We start from the raw sequence: 18,914 nt of genomic DNA on the forward strand, positions 1-18,914 counted from the left end.
TGACAGCGCTTTCATAAGTTGGGTATATTGAAGTTGCAATATACATACACCGATGTATGTAAAAATGAAAGGAGCTTGAGAAAATGACGATTGAAGAAATGGTACAACAGGCACGTGTTGCGATGGAGGAGATTAGCGGGTACGATCAGGCACAAGTAGATAAGATGCTTTATACGATTTCAAAAGCAGTTTTTGAGCAAGCTGAGCCATTAGCAAAGTTGGCGATTGAAGAAACTCGTTTGGGACGTTTGGATCATAAAATCGGTAAAAATCAGGGGATGGCCACGAATATTTTTGCTAGTTTGAAGGACAAGCCGTCCGTTGGGGTAATTAAGGAAATTCCTGAGGAAGGTCTGATTGAGATTGCTCATCCACGAGGGGTCATCGGGTCCGTAACACCAACGACTAATCCGACGATCACACCGTTAGGCAATGGGTTAATGGCATTGAAAGGTAAAAACGCCATGATCGTTTCTCCTCACCCTCGTTCAAAGAAGACGACGAAAGAAACGATTGAATTGATGCGTGAAGCACTTGTCAGTGTTGGGGCACCACGAGATCTGCTCCAGGTGATTGAAGAGCCAAGTATTGAATTGTCACAAGAATTAATGAAATCTGTCGACTTGATCGTAGCGACCGGTGGTCCGGGCTTGGTGAAATCGGCTTATTCTAGCGGACATCCGGCTTATGGCGTAGGACCAGGCAATGTTCAAGCCATTTTAGACCGAGATTTTGACGTTGAAGCAGCAGCTGAGTTATCAGTCATTGGCCGTTCCTTTGATAATGGGATCGTTTGTGCTTGTCAGCAAAGTCTCTTTTATCCAGTAGAGAAAGAAACGGAGGTTTTTGAAGCTTTACGTGCCAAACAAGCGGCGGTTATTACAGAGGAATCAGAATTAGCTAAATTGCGAGAAACGCTGTTTATTGATGGAAAAGCCAATCCAGAAATGATCGGTCAGGATCCGAAAGTGATCGCTGATGCGGCAGGTGTTGTGCTGCCGGCTGACAGCCAAATTATTGCGGTAAAAGTCGAAGCAGTTGGTAAGGAAGAGTTGTTCTGTAAGGAGAAAATGGCCCCTGTTTTGGCACTGAAAAGCTATGACACGTTTGAGGAGGCGGTGGCCTTTGCACGGGAAAACCTCTTATTAGAAGGCGCGGGTCATTCGGCAGGGCTGTTCAGTCATACAAAAGAGCATCAAATATATGCAGGTGAGGTATTACCAGTCAGTCGTTTAGTCGTGAATCAACCAACAATTGATGCCGGCGGCTCTCCAGCCAATGGACTGAATCCAACGGTTTCGCTGGGCTGCGGTTCTTGGGGAAATAATATTATTTCGGAAAACCTGACCTACACTCATTTGATCAACATTTCGCGCATTGCACAGCCGATTCCACCAAAACATGACGGCAATCCATGGGATTAGGTGATGGCTATGCAAAAATTTGATGAGCTGCTGGCTAATTTTTCAAGTGACAAAAAAATTCGTATTGGTGTCGTTTGTGCGAACGATGAAGTGACGATTCAATCCGTTTTTAACGAAAAAGTCAGAGAGTATTTAGAACCGATTTTAATTGGCGACGAGGAAAAAATAAGCGGGATTTTAGCACAGCTGGGGTTGTCTGCGCGAATTGTTTCCGCAGATACCGAAGAAGCGTGTGCGGCAATTGGTGTGGAAATGGTTCATAAAAAAGAGATCGATTTCTTGATGAAGGGACATATCCAAACACGTACCTTCTTAAAAGCAGTGGTAGATCGTGAGAAGGGCATCGCAACGAGCGCTTTATTAAGCCATGTAGCATTAAATGAGATTCCGAGCTATCACAAGCTGTTGTTGACGACTGACGGGGGCATGGTCACCGCACCAAGCAAAGCGGATAAGAAAATTTTGATTCAGCATGGAATCGAAGTGATGAATAAAATTGGGATCAAAAAGCCAAAGGTCGGCTTATTAGCCGCCGCAGAAAAAGTCAATCCTAAGATTGCATCGACGATAGAAGCAGAAGAAATTATGAATGAGCTGCAGGCGGAAGCCCCAGACAGCTGTTGGATCGATGGACCGATTTCTTTAGATCTTTCGCTAAGCAAAGAGGTAGCTGAAATCAAGCACTACGATAGTCCGGTGGCTGGAGATGCTGATATCGTTGTAGGGCCAGATATTACCACAATGAATGTGTTAGGCAAAAGCTTGACGATTTTGGCCGGTGCTAAGATGGCGGGCTTGATCATGGGGGCAAGTGTGCCGATCGTTATGGTTTCTCGCGGGTCGACGGAAGAGGAAAAGGCCTATTCGATAGTAGTCGCCATGTATTGCAGCAAGAGGGGATAGCAGATGAAAATTTTAGCAATTAACCCGGGGTCGACATCGACCAAGGTTTCCTATTATGTAGATGGAGAGATTATCAAGGAACAGGGAATCTCTCACTCAACAGAAGAATTACGGAAGTTTCAAAATGTCGTGGATCAAATGGAATTTCGGCGGGACATCTTATTAGCATTTATGAAAGAAGAAGGGATTGATCCTAAGGAGTTGGACGCTGTAGCTGGGCGCGGCGGCAGCCTGCCTCCCGTTTCGTCTGGAGCCTATGAGGTCAACGACGAAATGATCGATTATTTGAAAAACATCACACAAATCGAGCATCCTTCGAATTTAGGAGCCATTTTGGCTAATGAGATCAAGGAGCAGGGCAGTGAGAAAACGATCGCCTTGATTTATGATCCGGTGTCGGTGGACGAGTTTGAAGATGTGGCCCGAATCTCAGGTCTAAAAGGGATTGAACGCAAAAGTGTCGGTCATGCCTTAAATATGCGGGCGGTGGCAATGAAGGTTGCTCGGGAAGAAGGGCTGGAGTATCAAAACGCAACATTCATCGTGGCACACTTGGGCGGCGGAAATACGATCAGTATCCATCATAATGGCAAGATGATTGACTTGATCTCTGATGATGAAGGGCCGTTTTCGACTGAACGAACTGGCGGCCTGCCGTTGAAATATTTGATGCCGATGTGCTATGAGCATTCATTGAAAGAAATGCTGCGGATTTATAAGCGAGAAGGCGGATTAAAATCTTATGCAGGAACAAGTAACGCCAAAAAAATCGAAGAACGCATAGTCGCAGGTGATAAGGAATTAAAAACAGTCTACGACGGCTACATTTACCAAATTGCTAAAGGAATCGGAAGTCTTGCTACAGTAGCAAATGGAGCAGTAGACCGTATCGTGCTGACTGGCGGTGTAGCGTACTCGCAAATGGTCGTATCGGAATTGAAGAAGCGGGTTAGCTTTATCGCGCCAATCGTTGCTGTGCCTGGCGAACACGAGATGATCGCTCTGTCGAAAGGGGCAGAACGGGTAGTGCTGGGAGAAGAAGAAATGAAAGCGTTTCACTATAGATAAACATACCTTAAATTAAGAAAGACTAACTATATAGAGTCAAGTGAAAAATAGCTAAATAAAAAAAATATTTTATAACAATTAAGTCTAAAAATGAGTGCAACAAATAGACCTTCCACTATTAGATTTTTTTTGATTGTTCAATAGCTAATCGGAAACAATCTTATAAGGTTCATTTTTAGTCAAAATAGCATGGATTACATAACAAAGCTTACGAGAAACAGCACCTAAGGCCGTCAGATGATGCTTACCTTCAGAAATTTTTTTCTGATAAAACGCGCGAAAAACAGGATCACATTGAGAAGCAACCAGAGCAGCTGAAAACAGGGCTTTTCGTAAGTAAGGAGATCCACGCTTGCTCATAACATTATGTGTTGCTTCATATTGCCCCGATTGGGACACAGAAGCGTCTATGCCAGCATAAGCAACCAGTTTTTTCGGATTAGAAAATTTGTGAATGTCTCCAATTTCACCAAGAATAGTCGCGCCATTTATGGGACCGATTCCAGGGATTGTGAGAATAACGGAGTCTAAATCGCTCATTATGCGCTTAATTTCTTTTTCAGTCTCCTTTACTTGGCTTTCGATGAATTTCAATTGTTCAATCATGGAGCGTAATTGAAATGTAAAAGCTTCTTGAGCAAATTTTACTCCAAAGGAGTTAGAAGCTGCTTGCTTCAATTGATCTGCTTTCTCTGGCTTTATTCGGTTTCTGCTTAACTCAGCTAAATATTGAGCCAACGTTTCTGCCGAAATTTCTTCTAGCTCTACAGGAGAACTAAACTCAAGCAATAACTCTTTAGACGCTTTTCCGAAAATACTTTGTTTGGTAAAAATTGATGTATATTCAGGAAACACTTGATCTAGTATAGTTATGATTTTTCGTTTGAAGTCGCTTACGGTACCTACTAAATAGGTTCGGTAACGTGAAAGTTGTTTTAACGAAAAAACATTTTCATCAGACAATACTGTTTCTACAAAGGAACCATAACGCATTAAGTCTGCAATCAAAACAGAATCAATAATATCATTTTTTCGTTTTCTGATTTCTGTTCCTTTGCGCCAGCCATCGGTTTGAAGAGGATTCACAACGTGAATCAAAAAGTCTGATTCGTGGAGGTATGAAAAGATAGAGAGCCAATAATGCCCTGTAGCCTCCATTCCGACAACAAAGTCAGCGGGAGTCTCTGAATATTTTGAAATCCGCTCAATCAGTGAGTCAGCTCCTTCAGTAGTGTTAGGGAAAGAAAAACCTTTTAATATTACCTTACCTTCTTTACTCATTAAAGAAGCTACGTGGGTTCGCTTGCCGATATCAATTCCTAAGAAGTACATGCATTTGACCTTTCTAAAAAAATATTTTGGATTGAAATCCACTCAACTGAAAAGCGTCACTACCTTGTACGAGATACGGAGTAAAGCAAAAACTTTCAACATCTAACTCATACGTGATCCACTTATCAGAGAGAGGTGCCAGTCTTTCGATTACGAGCTTCAAAAACTCAAGGAGTAAACGGCATAGCCTCTCAATCCAATAAATATATTATCTCAAAATGAATGAGTTAATACCAAATTTAAATAACGATGGTTCATAGGGTTATCCAATCAAAACCGGAAGGTTAAAACCCTAACTCTAATATACAAGGAGTAACACGAATGAAAGTCAAAGCGGCATTAGTAAAGGAAAAAGGAGCGCCATATGAAATCACCGAATTAGAATTAGCGGAGGTCGGCTCAAAGGATGTCTTGGTAAAAGTTGTGGCATCAGGGTTATGCCGTTCCGATTATGGTGAAAGAAATGGCAACAGTATTAATTTTCCTAACGTTTTAGGTCATGAAGGTGCGGGAATCGTTGAAAGAATCGGAAATGCAGTCACATCAGTGGCACCTGGCGATCATGTGATTTTATCCTATGCTTATTGCGGAGAATGTAAACATTGCGCGGAAGGCCATCCATCGTCTTGTGAAAAATGGTTTACTGTCAATAATTTAGGGAAAAACCCGCGGGGAGAGTTCATTCTGCATACGGAGGATGGCACGGAGGTCAATAACTTCTTTAACCAATCTTCCTTCTCAACCTACAGCTTGACAGAAGAATCAAATGTCGTAAAAGTCGATAAGGACGTGGACTTGCGTTTGCTTGGGCCATTAGGTTGTGGACTTGGAACAGGAAGCGGAGCGGTTCTAAGCGTCCTTCAGCCAAAAGTTGGTGAAGGAATCGCTGTTTTCGGAACTGGCGCAGTAGGCTTCTCTGCAGTCATGGCGGCAAAAATCGCCGGCTGCTATCCAATTGTTGCGATCGACATCAATGACCAGCGATTAGCTAAAGCAAAGGAACTAGGCGCAAGCCATATCTTTAACAGCAAGGAAGATGACCCAGAGAAATTTATCAAGGACTTGACGGATGGCCGAGGGCTAGATTATGTCATTGATTCAACGGGAGTCGGACCTGTAATGACGAAAGCCCTTCATTCTGTTAGTAATTCTGGGACTTTTGTACCGTTGGCAGTAACTCAGAAAAACTTCGAAGTAAATACCTTCTTCGATTTAGTTTTTGGCAATAAAAAAGTGCGGGGGGTACTGATTGGAGATACCATCGCTAAATACCATTTGCCAAACTTAATTGAGTTTTACAAACGCGGGGAGTTCCCATTTGATCAATTTATCAAATACTATGATTTTGAAAATATCAATCAGGCAGAAGCAGATTCCATCAGCGGTGAGGTCATTAAGGCTGTTGTGGTCATGGATAAAGAGTATCAGCCACCCAAATGATAGGAGGGGGATAAGATGAAAAAAGGGGACATTGTTTGGGGTCTTCTGCTGGCAGGATTATTGGTCCTATTTGTGATCCCAGCTACCAGAGATCCAATACTAGCGGCAAGCGGTGCCCATCCCTATATCGGCGGCTTCATTCAATTTGGGATTTTAGCCACGATGGGTGATTTATTCGGCAAACGTATCGTAGCTGGTGAGTATCAGTTCTCATCTCAAGTCCTTCTCCGAGCAGTCGTTTGGGGCATTATCGGCTGCATGGTGACACTTGTTTTTCCCGTCTTTATGGGCGGCGCCGGCTTAGCACAGGCAGGAAAGCTGCTACCGTTTGCTGGGGTATCATTTGCCCAAGCCTTTTGTGGAAGCAGCATTATGAACCTGACCTTTGCACCAGCGATGAATACGTTTCATCGAATCATGGAGCTGTGGATCGAAACCTCCGCAGCAAAGGAACCGGTGACTTTAAAGGGATTGATTGGCAAAATTGACTGGGCCACCTTTGTTACCTTCAACTGGTTGAAGGTAGGCATTTGTTTTTGGATTCCAGTCCACACGATCGTTTTTCTCTTACCTGAGAATATTCGCGTGGTCGTGGCAGCCTTCAGTTCGATCGCATTAGGGATTATCCTTTCTTTTGCTTCGAAAAAAGGCAGCAGTACCGCCAAAATGACAGAGAAGGAAGCTGTTTAATCCGTCTTCTGCAAAGAGGTGATTTAACGTCTTTTTGAAAAAAACTTAACGAAATGAAAGCCAAACGCTTAGTTTACGATCGATTAGGATAGTAAATAGGGATTTGGCTTTTCATTTGTTCTGAGTGCTGCCTTGACGGAGAAGTTGGTTTATATTTTCTTAGTAAGAGTACGCTCATCTGCTTTTTAGTTAAATCGTTCTGTGCTATTTTAATAGTAAGAGATAGCGTGGAAGTTAAATGCGTGTAATGGTCGGTTGGCATTTCTGTATTAGCGGAAGAAAGGGGCAATAAAATGTACGAAATCAAAGACTTAACAGGTGTAGCGTTCCATAAGATTGCTGAATGTATGCGGGCAGCGTTTTCTGATTATTACGTGAAAATGGAGTTGAGCGATGATGCGTTGTATCACCGTTTCCATAGTGAGAATGTGCGCTATGATTTATCCTGCGGGGCCTTTGTCGGGGATGAATTAGTAGCGGTTTTGCTAAACGCAGTCGGGCAGTATAATAATGAGCAGGTCGCGTTTGATGCAGCGACCGGAGTGGTTCCAGCACATCGCCGAAAAGGACTTTATTCCAAGATGATGGATTTTTGTATGGTGTTATTAAAGCAACATGATTTTGCCTACTACGGGCTAGAGGTGATTCAAACGAATGCACCTGCAGTCGCCACCTATCAAAAAATGGGACTAAAGATTATGAAAGAGTATGCTTGTTTCCGTGGAAATGCAAAAGAAACAGCGACAGGAACCGAGGATTTCCAAGAATTGGCGATCAATGATTTTCCCTTAGAATCATTGTCCCCATTGATGCACGATGCCCCTTCTTTTGAAAATCGAACAGAAATTCTACAAGCCTTCCCGGAGGATTATAGGATTATGTTCACAGGGATGCCGAAGCAATGCGCCGCATTTATTATTTATCAAAAAGAGAATGGTCACGTGAAGCAGTGGGGCAGGCGTGAAGGGCATGTATCGGAATTGGGCCAGCTGATGGTCAATCTAAGTGGGCGTTTTCAAGATGTTCGCTTACACAATATTAATTTTACTGATCAAGAGTGGATTCTAACGTTGGAGGAACTAGGCTTTGATCATTTTTGTGATCAATACGAAATGAAACTGGATTGTTAAAAAATGGAAACCTGCTAAAAGACAAGGCGCTCTTTTAGCAGGTTTATTTTTATGGATTAATATGAAGCTCCATCTCCGGAGCATTGACGATGGTATCTTTGACTGGACAAGTTCTTTCAACGAAGGCGACCAGCTCCGCGATTTCTTCCTCGCTATTGTCTGCTTCGATGTAGTAGTTCGTGATGATCTTCGAGAAGCCGACTTTTACATCGGGCGTGCCCTTCAGCCGATCTGAATCGATCTCACCCAATATTTCTACACGCATAGATTTCAGGTTGATGTGTTTTGCTTGATAGAAAAAACGGACGACCATCATTTTGCAGGCTCCTAATGAGCAAAGCAGGGCTTCTAGCGGGTTCATCGCTTCGTTGCTTCCCCCTACATTTTCTGGTTCATCGATCAAAAATTCAAACCCGCGCGCAGAGCATTTCAGCTGCAAACCGCCTAAAGAGGCTACTTCTGCTTTCAAAATTTGCTTGGACATAAAAATCCCTCCCAATCGTTTCTTCCATCATACGATTTTTACTCAGAAAATTAAATAACTTGTGCAATTTTTCTCAATATTTCATATTTTACCAATTTTTCATTGAAAATATTATGAAAATCTTGTATGATACCCTTACATTATGGCTGCGGCCAAGAAGGAAGGAAACCTATGAAATCGGATTTATTTATGGAAATTGAAGAAACACCTGCGACTGAAAGCGAAAAGCATGTGAACACTCACTCAACTTTGATGTCTCAGCTGGAGTATTCAATCAGTAAAAAAATTGATTTGTTTAATTCGAGTTTGCCTCGTTATGCAGTACGTTCAATGTTTGCCTGTTTGTTTTTGGCCTTAGGAACGGCTATTGCTTTTTATATTGCCATTCGCATGCAAGAAGCGATTCCAGGTTTGGAAAAAATGGCGTATGCGTTCATGTTTAGCTGGTCACTGGTAATGATCCTATTTATGAATGCAGAATTGGGAACATCTAATATGCTTTACACCACGATTGGTGTGTACAAGAAAAAAATGTCGGTATCCTTTGCTTTAAAATTATTATTCACTTGTATTTTGTTCAATTTAATTGGCGGAGTCCTGTGCGGCTACCTGTTATCATTAACAGCACCATTTGGTCATTTGGAAGCCGATAACTATATGTTTACAGGGATTGCGTCTAAATTGACAAAGTCAACCGGACAAATCCTAGTTGAAGGCATGTTTGCCAATATTGTAGTAAATACGGCCGTTTTAGTCAGCATGCGTATGAAGGATGACGCAGCGAAGGTGATGTCGATCATCTTTATTATTTTCATTTTCGCCTTCTTAGGTTTTGAGCACGTAATTGCCAACTTCCCAGCATTTTCACTCGCGTATTTTGCTTCTCACGGAACGATCGCTGAGATGACTGCAGGAAATGTCGCTCACAATTTATTCTTCACTTTAATTGGGAATTTCGTTGGCGGCGGCTTGGTCATGGGGCTTGGCTATGCATGGCTGAATAATACTGATTCAAAATATGTAGACTAGCAAACGTTAGGGGGTGATCCCTAGCGTTTTTTTACCGTTATTATGAAGAAATCGCTTTGCAGCAGGTTTATTCATGTCTGGCTTCACGAACTAGCCTTTTTTGGTCAGGACAGTTAGTAGTCTTGCGAAATGGTAGAAAGAATCATATAGTTGAATAAATGAACGACTCATTATAAGGAGGTTGTATATGGATCTGTATTCAAGTATTTTTACTCGGAAATCGACTCGTAATTTCACTTCAACACCGCTGCCTGAGGAAAAAATCAAGGAAATGAAAGCTTTTATTGAAACCGTTAAGCCGCTTTTGCCAGATGCGAAGATCAGCTATAAAATCGTAGGTCCGGAAATGGTCAAGGGAGTGGGGGTTCCTAAAGCGCCGCATTACTTCTTGATTTATGGCAAGGAGCAGCCTTTGAGAAATACTTGTGCGGGCTTTTTATTTCAGCATGTCGATCTCTATTTATTTTCTCAAGGCTATGCTTCACGTTGGATCGGCATGATGAAACCAAAGGAAGCAGATGCTGATTTTATTATCGGTATGGCGTTTGGTGAACCAGAGAAGCCTGAGCAGCGGGCTTTAAAGGATTTTGATCGGAAACCGTTAGCAGAGATTTCTGAAGGAAAAGATTCCAGAATTGATGCGGCACGTTTGGCGCCATCAGGTTTGAACGGACAGCCCTGGTTTTTCATTGCCAAAGATGGTCCGATTTTTGTTTATCGCCAGAAAAAAATCAATGGATTGCCTGGAATGATGTATAAAATGACAGATCTGGACGTTGGGATTGCCCTTTGCCATCTGGCTGTCGCGACCGAAAAAAGCGGGAAGGCGTTTGAATTCGTGATCAGTAAAGGCGCTCCAGCAGCACCAGATGGCACCCTTTTTATAGGAACGGTGAAATAAACCTGCGCTCTGAAACAAAACGATTGTTTCGGAGCGCAGGTTTATTTTAGCAGCTCTAGCAAATCTAATTGTAAAATATCCTTCATAACAAATGAGGTTTTCTTGCGATAGGCCGCAGCACCACTTTCAAAGAGTGTATACAACTGATCGCCTTCAACATAAATCTGTTCCAAGTAAGGAGGAGTCGCGATAATTTTTACGGCTTGATCAAGATCGGCGAAATTTGTTGTCTGCCGGATGTCAAAGATAAAAATTTGCCCTGGCTGTTTGCCCCAGGATTGAGAGAGCAGCAGGAAATTCTTGTAAAAAGTGACCCCTTGGACCTTTGCTGGAATCGTTAACGAACCAAAGGGGGATTCAATCAAACTCCTGCTGGTCGGATTTGCTAAGCCGCCTTTACCATCAATTGGATAACAGACGACCTGCCCAAAACCATTTAAAGCAAAAAGCGCCACTACTAGAAAGCCGTGATCATAAGTGATCGCAGAGGCTCGCGGCAGCTCCTTTAAGACATTTTTTTGCTGATAATTGATCGGCCCAGAATTTTCAGTGTATTCCTCAATCTGCTCGAGAGCTAGGGCTGTCACCGCGGCGTTCTTTCCGGCAGTATTGCTAATCCAAATTTTTTGATGTATTGGATCATAGGCCAAACCGCCAGCGTGAGGAAGATCCGGTAAGATGATCGTTTTAAGCTTGAGACCTGTGAGTCTATCCAAAACATGTATGACAGAGTTGTGGCGATGATCATGACAATAAGCGGAGATCAGCACATAGTTTTCCGTCAGGGTCATACCTTGAGGAGTCATCGATGGGCACACGGCTTTTTCCTGTTTGAAGCTGAGGGTATCGGCACTTTCTAAGTCGGGAATGCGATAAGTTTGTTCAGACGCAGCCTCAAAAAATTCAGGAAAGGCACGCCAAACATTTTTACGATTATAAAAGGTTCCTGACAAAAAATGCCGTAACCAAGTAACGAGTGCAGAAAAAAATTTTTTCATCGCTTTCGCCTCCAATGTTTTCATTTTAGCAAGTTCAGTGAGTTTAGAACAGTCAAAGAATCGACGAGAAATAATTTTTTTAGCAAAAAGCGTTGACAAGCAGAAAAAAAACGCGTATTATTCAAAAAAATAAATGTCTAACAAAAGAGAAGTAACATAAATGAGCCTTTTCAGAGAGCTGATGGTGCTGTGAATCAGTAAGGATTATTATGCGAATGGCCTTTTGGACGAAGTTTTGAAATAGTTAGTAGGAACTTCCGGGAGCTCCCGATACAGAGCAAGGTCGTTGTTGGACGACTGAATGAGAAATGCCTTGTTTGGCATACACTGAGGTGGCACCGTGGAATAACCGCCCTCAAGTCGAGTTTTGTTCGACTTGGGGGCTTTTTTGTTTGTTCCGCTTTCTGTAATTGATGGCTCTGGGTGCCGAGAAATATTTTTTATTGCATGACAATGGGCGATCAGTCGCCAAGTTGCAAAAAAAAGGAAATCAAAAATAAATCATAAGCAAGAGAAGTAGCTAGGAAAGAAAAAATCACAGAAAGTTTCGGTTGATGAGAAGAAACATTTTTTCCCTAGTGAATGGACTTGTTGGAGCGTTCCTGAACAGCAGTAGGGAACGACGGGAGCTCCCGATACAGAGTGCGATCGTTGTTGGACGATTAGAGTTGCTGTTTTCGAACAGTAAAAAAGAGGTGGTACCGTGCTGCTTGCGCCCTCAAACCAGAGTTTCTTTGGTTTGGGGGCTTTTTTGTATTCGCGGCTCTTAAGGGGGATAGCGAACATGTTTAGCTAGTCAGCAGCAGAAAATTTATTTATTAAGGAGTTTTGACATGGAAATCATTAAAGAATTAACGGATAAAAGACTGAATCCAATCTCTATTTATTATTGCTTGAAGGCTCGTGGGACTTGTTTATTCGAACGGAAAGCTGAAACACAGGATTATGCGATCATCGCTTTTGATCCAGTCAGAAAGCTAACGTATCAGAATGGAAATTTTCATAATGGGGCTGAAAGCTATCCCTGCGAGGACCCCTTAAAGGAATTAGAAAAATATACGCTCAAGGAGGACTTTGATGCATCAGATCTGCCTTTTCAAGGAGGAGCACTTGGGTATGTCGGGTATGATATCGCAGCCTGCTATGAAAATATTGGCGATATTCCCAAGGATGAGCTAAAGCTTCCAGATCTGCAATTTTATCTTTATGAATCTTACGTGGTTTATGACAAGCAGCGCCAAATCAGTTTTTTAGTTGTAGGAAATAGCTACAGCGGCGATTCTAAGGAAAAATTAGAACGCCGAATGGATGAGTTGGAGCAAAAGCTGCAGCAGGAATGTGCAATACCAGAGCTGGAAATCAAACCACTGCATTTTACCAGCAATTTTTCTCAGGCAGAGTTTGAAGGCATCGTCAAACTAGCGAAAGAAAAAATCATCGAAGGGGATTTGTTCCAGGTGGTTCCTTCTCAACGACTTTCGGCAGAATTTTCAATGGATTCCTTCAGCTATTATCGGCAGTTAAGAGACAGTAATCCTTCAGCCTATCTTTACTATTTGGATTTTTCGGACGTTCAAGTAATCGGCAGCTCACCAGAAAGTTTGGTGACAGTTGAGGGAGAGCTTGTTACAACGAATCCGATCGCTGGAACGAGAAAACGTGGGGAAACTGAAAAACAAGACGAGAATTTGGCTGAAGAGCTGCAAAAGGATCCGAAAGAAGTTGCTGAACATCGCATGCTGGTGGATCTCGGAAGAAATGACTTAGGCAAGGTCGCGGTTCACGGCTCGGTAACAGTACCGACCTATCTAACGATCGAGCGTTACCGCTTTGTCATGCACCTTGTATCAGTCGTTACTGGCAAATTAAAGCCGGAACATACTGCGATAGATGCCTTGAAGGCCACACTGCCAGCAGGAACCGTCAGCGGAGCACCGAAAATCCGTGCAATGACCCGTATCTATCAATGGGAGAAGGTGAAACGTTCTGTATATGCAGGAGCTGTCGGATTCTTGGGTCAAAACGATCAAGCAGATTTTGCTATCGCTATCCGCACGATGGTAGTTAAAGAGCAAAAGGCCCACGTACAGGCTGGAGCCGGGATCGTTTATGACTCTGATCCAAACAGCGAATATGTTGAGACATTACAAAAAGCCAAAGCATTAATGGAGGTGGGACAATGATTTTATTAGTCGATAATTATGATTCATTTACCTATAATTTGGTTCAGCTTTTGCCTGAAGCAGTCACCATTTTACGCAATGATGATCCGCAATTGTTTTCCGCAGCGGCAGAAGCCTCAGCCATCGTTCTTTCGCCCGGACCGGGACGGCCTGCTGAAGCGGGAAATATGGAAATGCTTATTCGCCGCTTCTACCGAAAAAAGCCAATCTTAGGAATCTGTCTAGGACACCAGGCGATCGGTGAAGTCTTCGGCGGCAAAATCATCAAAGCGCCGACGATCATGCACGGGAAGCAATCCCGATTGCAAGGACAGGCAGAACGACAGGTCATGCGCTACCATTCGCTGATGATCGACCCTGATGAGCTTCCGCAGGATCTAGAAGTAACCGATAAATCAGAGGGCTGTATCATGGCCGTTCGCCATAAACGATACCCCATCTTTGGGCTGCAATTCCATCCAGAATCTATCGGGACAGAAGATGGCGCGAGCTACATTAATCAATTTTTACAGAAAGCAGGGATTTAAATGCAAGAATTATTTGAAAAAGTGTATCGTGGGAGCGATCTAACGATTAACGAGATGCAGCAACTGGGAAAAGCGATCTTTGAACAACAATTAACAGACAGTCAAATCAGCGGATTATTGGTCGGGTTGAAGGTCAAAGGAGTGGCTGCAACGGAACTGACAGGATTAGCACAAGTGATGCAGGGCAAAGGAACACCGATGCTGGCGGCACCGGCAGGAGTGATGGACAATTGCGGTACGGGGGGTGATCACACCCATAGCTTCAATATCAGTACTACCGCAGCATTTGTTTTAGCAGGCGGCGGCATACCTATGGCTAAGCACGGCAATCGAAGTATTTCCAGCAAATCCGGCAGTGCTGATGTGTTAGAGGCATTAGGGATTTCACTGACAGTCAGTCCTGCTAAGATCGACTATCTGCTGAAAGAAGCAGGGATCGCCTTTTTGTTCGCACCAACGCTGCATCCTGCGATGGGTGCAGTGATGCACATTCGCAAGGAATTAGCGACACCGACGATTTTCAATCTACTAGGACCAATCATCAATCCTTACCCATTAGAACATCAGCTGATGGGAACTTATGCGGGGGACTCGTTAGTTGAAACAGCTAAAACCTTAGGGCAGTTGGGACGCGAGCGGGCAATTGTAGTTCATGGGCATGGCGGAATGGATGAAGCAAATTTAGCTGGAACAACCCATTGCGCACTTTATCAAGAAGGGACTGTCGAGGAATTTACTTTTGTTCCGGAAGAAGTCGGCTTCAGGCGTGTTCCATTAAACGGAATCATCGGCGGTTCGGTTGAAAAAAATAAAGATATCTTGCTTTCTGTCTTACAGGGTGTGCCTTCTGCGTATTATGAAACGGTATTGCTAAACGCTGGTCTGGGCTTTTTAGCAAGTGGTCGCGTCAAAACGCTGACTGAGGGAATCACAGAAGCGGAGCAATCGATTCTTTCTGGTGCAGCTTATGATCGTTTACAGCAATTAATTGCAAAACAACAGGAGGTGGCTTAAGTGGACTTTTTGTCAACGATCTTAATCGAAAAGGAACGGGAAGTTGAAAATTTAACTGCGGTTCAAGAAGTACCAGAAAAATCGCGGCCTTCTTTTTATCAAACAGTGAAAGAACATCCTGAGAAAATGCATGTAATCGGTGAAATCAAACGCGCATCCCCCTCGAAAGGTACCATCAATGATGACGTAGACATTTTACAGCAAGCAGAGGACTATGAAAAAGCCGGGGTCAGCGCTATCTCTGTATTGACCGACCCCGTTTTCTTTAAAGGCAAGATTAACGATCTAGCGGCTGTCGCTCAGGTGGTAGACGTACCGATTCTATGCAAAGATTTTATCATTGATGAGCGGCAATTGGATCGAGCAAAAAAAGCTGGCGCGAGCATGGTGCTGCTGATTGTGGCGGCATTGTCAGCTTCGCGGTTAGCTGAACTTTATCAGCAAGCACAAGCCAGGAATCTAGAGGTTCTGATGGAAGTACACAATGCTGATGAGTTGGCACAAGCGCAGGCAATTGGAGCAAACATCATCGGCATCAATAATCGCAACCTAAAAACATTCAAAGTTTCGCTTCAAACGAGTATTGAACTGGCTCAACCTGAAGGAGACGTTATTTACATCAGTGAATCGGGTTTTAAAATAGGGGAGGATGTTGAAAAAGTAAAACACAATTATCATGGCGTTTTAGTTGGAGAGACCTTGATGCGAGCAGCGAATCCAGTCGAGAAGGTCAGGGAATTGCAGGTGAGAAGAAAATGACACAAATCAAGATCTGCGGCTTGAAGAATCGCGCCGCGATTGACGCGGCAGTGGCGGCCGGTGCCGATTATTTAGGCTTCGTTTTCGCAGAAAGTCCGCGGCAAGTTACGCCGGAAGAAGTTCGAGAGCTCACTCAGGAGGTGCCGGAGGAGATTAAAAAGGTCGGTGTTTTCGTTTCACCAGAGGAAGCAGAAGTTGAGGAAATCGTTGCAATTGCCGGCTTAGACATGATCCAAATTCATGGAAGCTCCAATTTGACGGAGCTTTCACGGCCCATTATCCGAGCCTTCAGTATCGAGGATCAAGAGACTTCTTATTTTTTTAATTATCCGCATCTTTTGTTAGACGCTCCGCCGGCTAAACTGATGGGCGGCAATGGACAAACGTTCAATTGGCACTTAGTAGATCAGCGGCGTTTGCCGAAAGAAAAGCTCTGGTTAGCAGGAGGATTGAAACCAGAAAATGTTGGCGAGGCGATCCGTTTTTTCCAGCCGCGAGCAGTAGATGTATCTAGCGGGGTAGAGACCAATGGTGAAAAAGACCACGCAAAGATTAAGGCCTTTTGTCAGGCAGTCAAAGCTGTGGATCGACAAGAATTCATATAGTAAAAATGGCGAGTGCAATACCCATTTTATTGAAAGATCGTTTACTGGAATGATAGACGGAGAGAAAAACAAACTCATTTTTTATAAAAAATGAATACAAAAGATTGAACGAGGATGTCAGTTCCACTTTTCCCAGTATGATTTGGCAATAAAAGACAAAATTAAGTAAAGACAGATAGCGTTCAAAACGTTTAGTGGAATGATATACGGAGAGAAGAACAAACTCATTTTTTATAAAAAATGAATACAAAAGATTGAGCGAGGATGTCAGTTCCACTTTTCCCAGTATGATCGAATAATAAACGACAAAATAAGTAAAGACAGTTAGCGCTCAAAGCGTTTAGTGGAATGATAGACGGAGAGAAAAACAAACTCATTTTTTATAAAAAATGAATACACTATTATGAACGAGGAGTGGTTTCATGTATCAAGTACCTAATAAAGCAGGCTTTTATGGGGAATATGGCGGGAAGTTTGTACCAGAGACTTTAATGTATGCTATTCAGGAATTAGAAGCGACCTATGAGGAATCGAAGCAAGACTTGGAATTTCAGAAGGAGCTAACTTATTATTTAAAACAATATGTTGGGCGCGAAAATCCGCTTTATTTTGCGGAACGCTTGACCAATGATTTAGGCGGGGCCAAGATTTACTTGAAGCGGGAAGATTTAAACCACACGGGGGCACATAAGATCAACAATGCGTTAGGACAAGTACTGCTGGCGAAAAAAATGGGTAAAAGAAAGGTTGTTGCTGAAACTGGTGCTGGTCAGCATGGAGTAGCAACGGCAACGGCTGCGGCACTTTTCGGCATGGAATGTACGATTTTTATGGGTGAGATTGACGTGAAGCGTCAGGCGTTGAATGTCTTTCGGATGGAGCTTTTAGGCGCGAAGGTTGAAAGTGTCACTTCCGGCAGCAAGACCTTGAAGGATGCTGTGAACGAGGCATTACGTTATTGGGTCGCAACTGTAGAAGATACCCATTATGTGATGGGATCAGTGCTAGGTCCGCATCCGTTTCCTGAGATTGTTCGGGATTACCAAAGCGTGATTGGGACTGAGACTCGCAGACAAATCTTAGAAGCGGAAGGTCGTCTGCCTGATTTGGTAATGGCGTGTGTTGGCGGCGGAAGCAATGCGATGGGCATGTTTTATCCGTTTATTGAAGACGAAGAGGTTCGTTTGATGGGGGTAGAAGCTTCCGGACATGGCTTGGATACAGAAGAGCATGCGGCTTCTATTAATAAAGGCAGTGTGGGCATTTTACATGGTGCTAAGATGCATCTGCTGCAAGACGATGATGGCCAGGTGCAAGAGGCCTTCTCGATATCGGCAGGGCTTGATTATCCGGGAATCGGGCCGGAGCATTCCTTTCTGCACGCTATTGGTCGGGCGGAATATGCGGCCATCACTGATGAAGAGGCAGTCGCTGCCTTCCATTATCTTTCACGAATGGAAGGCATCATCCCGGCACTGGAAAGTTCTCATGCCTTAGCCCAAGTCATAAAACTAGCGCCAACGATGAAAAAGGACCAAATACTCGTGATGAATCTTTCAGGACGCGGGGATAAGGATGTCCAGCAAATCAAAGAACGAATGGAGGCAGCAAAATGAAACCATTGACGCAAACGTTAAAAAACAAAGCAGAAACAGAAAAATTATTTGTGCCCTATATCATGGCGGGCGCCCAAGGTCTGGATAAATTAGAAGAAGAGATCGCGATGCTGGCAGAACAAGGAGCTGCAGCTATTGAGCTGGGCGTTCCCTTTTCTGATCCTGTGGCAGATGGACCAACGATTCAAGCGGCTGGCTTACGCGCTTTTGCTCAGCAGGTTACTCTGAAAAAGCTGATTGCGGTTTTGCAGGAAATTCATTCAGACGTTCCGTTGATCTTGATGGGCTACAGCAATTCTTTCTTCCGTTATGGCATCAAAGAATTAGTCAAAGACCTGCAGGAAACGGATGTCCAAGGCTTTATTATTCCTGATTTGCCTTATGAGCATCGCGATTTGGTGCTGCCAGATTTAGGAGATAAAGCATTATTAACATTAGTTTCATTGACGAGTCCGGCTGAGCGGATCGAACAGTTGACGGCAGAGGCGGAAGGGTTCATTTATGCGGTTACTGTCAACGGAATCACTGGGACGGATCAAAACTTTCGTAAGGATTTGCTGGAGCACTTAGCGAAAGTCAAGGCTGTTAGTGATATCCCGGTTTTAGCTGGCTTCGGCATCTCTACTAGTGAGCATGTTAAAAGCTTCCAACAGATCTGCGATGGTGTAGTGATCGGTTCAAAAATCGTGCGTTCATTAGAGCAGCAAGGAACGGAAAAAACGGGAGAACTGGTGGCGGAAATCTTACGCTAGGATTTCATTTGGTGTTTCATTTTTTTAGCGTTATACTTGAGTTACCATGAAAAGGGAGA

Annotated in this window: 18 protein-coding genes and 2 other annotated features; of the genes, 15 read left to right on the forward strand and 3 right to left on the reverse strand. The window is 43.5% G+C overall.

The genetic code is table 11. From position 1 onward, the window contains the following. Positions 1–83 precede the first annotated feature (83 nt). The 3 genes from IGI67_RS22855 to buk are packed head-to-tail and all read left to right on the forward strand — an operon-like array spanning position 84 to position 3,395. Positions 84–1,424 (forward strand): aldehyde dehydrogenase family protein, encoded by a 1,341-nt coding sequence (locus IGI67_RS22855; protein WP_429959440.1) that lies wholly within the window; start codon positions 84–86, stop codon positions 1,422–1,424. A gap of 9 nt (positions 1,425–1,433) precedes the next feature. Next, a complete protein-coding gene (locus IGI67_RS22860) occupies positions 1,434–2,327 on the forward strand; it encodes a phosphate acyltransferase (protein ID WP_429959441.1) in 894 nt (297 codons plus the stop codon). Between the two features lie 3 nt (positions 2,328–2,330). Beyond that, positions 2,331–3,395 carry a butyrate kinase gene (gene buk, locus IGI67_RS22865; protein WP_429959442.1) on the forward strand — a complete coding sequence of 355 codons (1,065 nt, stop codon included), beginning with the start codon at positions 2,331–2,333 and terminating at the stop codon, positions 3,393–3,395. Positions 3,396–3,539: 144 nt separating this feature from the next. Here buk and IGI67_RS22870 read toward each other — a convergent pair whose 3' ends face one another. Continuing rightward, positions 3,540–4,727 carry an IS110 family transposase gene (locus tag IGI67_RS22870; RefSeq protein WP_429956489.1) on the reverse strand — a complete coding sequence of 396 codons (1,188 nt, stop codon included), beginning with the start codon at positions 4,725–4,727 and terminating at the stop codon, positions 3,540–3,542. 321 nt (positions 4,728–5,048) lie between these two features. Here IGI67_RS22870 and IGI67_RS22875 point away from each other — a divergent pair, with 321 nt between their 5' ends. The 3 genes from IGI67_RS22875 to IGI67_RS22885 all read left to right on the forward strand — a co-directional run bounded on the left by IGI67_RS22875 (position 5,049) and on the right by IGI67_RS22885 (position 7,987). Continuing rightward, entirely contained in the window at positions 5,049–6,167 is a 1,119-nt protein-coding gene (locus IGI67_RS22875; protein WP_429959443.1) for an NAD(P)-dependent alcohol dehydrogenase, read from the forward strand. Between the two features lie 15 nt (positions 6,168–6,182). Next, on the forward strand, positions 6,183–6,857 hold the full coding sequence (locus tag IGI67_RS22880) for a hypothetical protein (protein WP_207108289.1): 675 nt from the start codon (positions 6,183–6,185) through the stop codon (positions 6,855–6,857). 293 nt (positions 6,858–7,150) lie between these two features. After that, on the forward strand, positions 7,151–7,987 hold the full coding sequence (locus tag IGI67_RS22885; RefSeq protein WP_429959444.1) for a GNAT family N-acetyltransferase: 837 nt from the start codon (positions 7,151–7,153) through the stop codon (positions 7,985–7,987). Between the two features lie 49 nt (positions 7,988–8,036). Here IGI67_RS22885 and IGI67_RS22890 read toward each other — a convergent pair whose 3' ends face one another. Continuing rightward, positions 8,037–8,471, reverse strand: a complete 435-nt coding sequence (locus IGI67_RS22890) for an OsmC family protein (RefSeq protein WP_429959445.1) — start codon at positions 8,469–8,471, stop codon at positions 8,037–8,039. 171 nt (positions 8,472–8,642) lie between these two features. On the opposite strand from IGI67_RS22890, the gene IGI67_RS22895 reads away from it, so the two are divergent. Next, entirely contained in the window at positions 8,643–9,500 is an 858-nt protein-coding gene (locus IGI67_RS22895) for a formate/nitrite transporter family protein (protein WP_429959446.1), read from the forward strand. Between the two features lie 187 nt (positions 9,501–9,687). Further along, entirely contained in the window at positions 9,688–10,401 is a 714-nt protein-coding gene (locus tag IGI67_RS22900; RefSeq protein ID WP_429959447.1) for a nitroreductase family protein, read from the forward strand. Between the two features lie 41 nt (positions 10,402–10,442). On the opposite strand, the gene IGI67_RS22905 is transcribed toward IGI67_RS22900, so the two are convergent. Further along, positions 10,443–11,399 (reverse strand): YncE family protein, encoded by a 957-nt coding sequence (locus IGI67_RS22905; RefSeq protein WP_429959448.1) that lies wholly within the window; start codon positions 11,397–11,399, stop codon positions 10,443–10,445. A 129-nt stretch (positions 11,400–11,528) separates the two neighbouring features. Continuing rightward, positions 11,529–11,759: a binding site (T-box leader), on the forward strand. A 135-nt stretch (positions 11,760–11,894) separates the two neighbouring features. Beyond that, positions 11,895–12,122, forward strand: a binding site (T-box leader). Between the two features lie 110 nt (positions 12,123–12,232). Here IGI67_RS22905 and trpE point away from each other — a divergent pair. The 7 genes from trpE (at position 12,233) to trpA (ending at position 18,855) form a co-directional block, all read left to right on the forward strand. Further along, positions 12,233–13,582, forward strand: coding sequence for an anthranilate synthase component I (trpE, locus tag IGI67_RS22910; protein ID WP_429959449.1), 1,350 nt, complete (start codon positions 12,233–12,235; stop codon positions 13,580–13,582). Next, a complete protein-coding gene (locus IGI67_RS22915; RefSeq protein WP_429959450.1) occupies positions 13,579–14,109 on the forward strand; it encodes an anthranilate synthase component II in 531 nt (176 codons plus the stop codon). Before trpE ends, IGI67_RS22915 begins: the two co-directional genes overlap by 4 nt. Continuing rightward, positions 14,110–15,123: an anthranilate phosphoribosyltransferase gene (trpD, locus tag IGI67_RS22920; protein WP_429959451.1), complete on the forward strand. Its 1,014-nt coding sequence runs from the start codon at positions 14,110–14,112 to the stop codon at positions 15,121–15,123. Beyond that, entirely contained in the window at positions 15,124–15,882 is a 759-nt protein-coding gene (gene trpC / locus IGI67_RS22925) for an indole-3-glycerol phosphate synthase TrpC (RefSeq protein WP_429959452.1), read from the forward strand. It begins immediately after the preceding gene. Continuing rightward, the gene (locus IGI67_RS22930; RefSeq protein ID WP_429959453.1) at positions 15,879–16,487 is read left to right on the forward strand and encodes a phosphoribosylanthranilate isomerase; all 609 of its coding nucleotides are present in this window, start codon (positions 15,879–15,881) and stop codon (positions 16,485–16,487) included. Before trpC ends, IGI67_RS22930 begins: the two co-directional genes overlap by 4 nt. Positions 16,488–16,909: 422 nt before the next feature. After that, positions 16,910–18,103, forward strand: coding sequence for a tryptophan synthase subunit beta (gene trpB, locus IGI67_RS22935; RefSeq protein WP_429959454.1), 1,194 nt, complete (start codon positions 16,910–16,912; stop codon positions 18,101–18,103). Continuing rightward, entirely contained in the window at positions 18,100–18,855 is a 756-nt protein-coding gene (gene trpA, locus IGI67_RS22940) for a tryptophan synthase subunit alpha (RefSeq protein ID WP_429959455.1), read from the forward strand. Before trpB ends, trpA begins: the two co-directional genes overlap by 4 nt. The last annotated feature ends 59 nt before the right edge of the window (positions 18,856–18,914 follow it).

It is taken from the genome of Enterococcus sp. AZ196 (assembly GCF_050498845.1).
In the GTDB taxonomy this organism is placed as follows: Bacteria; Bacillota; Bacilli; order Lactobacillales; family Enterococcaceae; genus Enterococcus_A; species Enterococcus_A murrayae.

What these genes read in the sequence shown, in the direction of transcription:
- IGI67_RS22855 (WP_429959440.1), top strand. Translation starts at nt 84, where the DNA reads ATGACGATTGAAGAAATGGTACAACAGGCACGTGTTGCGATGGAGGAG.
- IGI67_RS22860 (WP_429959441.1), top strand. Translation starts at nt 1,434, where the DNA reads ATGCAAAAATTTGATGAGCTGCTGGCTAATTTTTCAAGTGACAAAAAA.
- buk (WP_429959442.1), top strand. Translation starts at nt 2,331, where the DNA reads ATGAAAATTTTAGCAATTAACCCGGGGTCGACATCGACCAAGGTTTCC.
- IGI67_RS22870 (WP_429956489.1), bottom strand. Translation starts at nt 4,727, where the DNA reads ATGTACTTCTTAGGAATTGATATCGGCAAGCGAACCCACGTAGCTTCT.
- IGI67_RS22875 (WP_429959443.1), top strand. Translation starts at nt 5,049, where the DNA reads ATGAAAGTCAAAGCGGCATTAGTAAAGGAAAAAGGAGCGCCATATGAA.
- IGI67_RS22880 (WP_207108289.1), top strand. Translation starts at nt 6,183, where the DNA reads ATGAAAAAAGGGGACATTGTTTGGGGTCTTCTGCTGGCAGGATTATTG.
- IGI67_RS22885 (WP_429959444.1), top strand. Translation starts at nt 7,151, where the DNA reads ATGTACGAAATCAAAGACTTAACAGGTGTAGCGTTCCATAAGATTGCT.
- IGI67_RS22890 (WP_429959445.1), bottom strand. Translation starts at nt 8,471, where the DNA reads ATGTCCAAGCAAATTTTGAAAGCAGAAGTAGCCTCTTTAGGCGGTTTG.
- IGI67_RS22895 (WP_429959446.1), top strand. Translation starts at nt 8,643, where the DNA reads ATGAAATCGGATTTATTTATGGAAATTGAAGAAACACCTGCGACTGAA.
- IGI67_RS22900 (WP_429959447.1), top strand. Translation starts at nt 9,688, where the DNA reads ATGGATCTGTATTCAAGTATTTTTACTCGGAAATCGACTCGTAATTTC.
- IGI67_RS22905 (WP_429959448.1), bottom strand. Translation starts at nt 11,399, where the DNA reads ATGAAAAAATTTTTTTCTGCACTCGTTACTTGGTTACGGCATTTTTTG.
- trpE (WP_429959449.1), top strand. Translation starts at nt 12,233, where the DNA reads ATGGAAATCATTAAAGAATTAACGGATAAAAGACTGAATCCAATCTCT.
- IGI67_RS22915 (WP_429959450.1), top strand. Translation starts at nt 13,579, where the DNA reads ATGATTTTATTAGTCGATAATTATGATTCATTTACCTATAATTTGGTT.
- trpD (WP_429959451.1), top strand. Translation starts at nt 14,110, where the DNA reads ATGCAAGAATTATTTGAAAAAGTGTATCGTGGGAGCGATCTAACGATT.
- IGI67_RS22930 (WP_429959453.1), top strand. Translation starts at nt 15,879, where the DNA reads ATGACACAAATCAAGATCTGCGGCTTGAAGAATCGCGCCGCGATTGAC.
- trpB (WP_429959454.1), top strand. Translation starts at nt 16,910, where the DNA reads ATGTATCAAGTACCTAATAAAGCAGGCTTTTATGGGGAATATGGCGGG.
- trpA (WP_429959455.1), top strand. Translation starts at nt 18,100, where the DNA reads ATGAAACCATTGACGCAAACGTTAAAAAACAAAGCAGAAACAGAAAAA.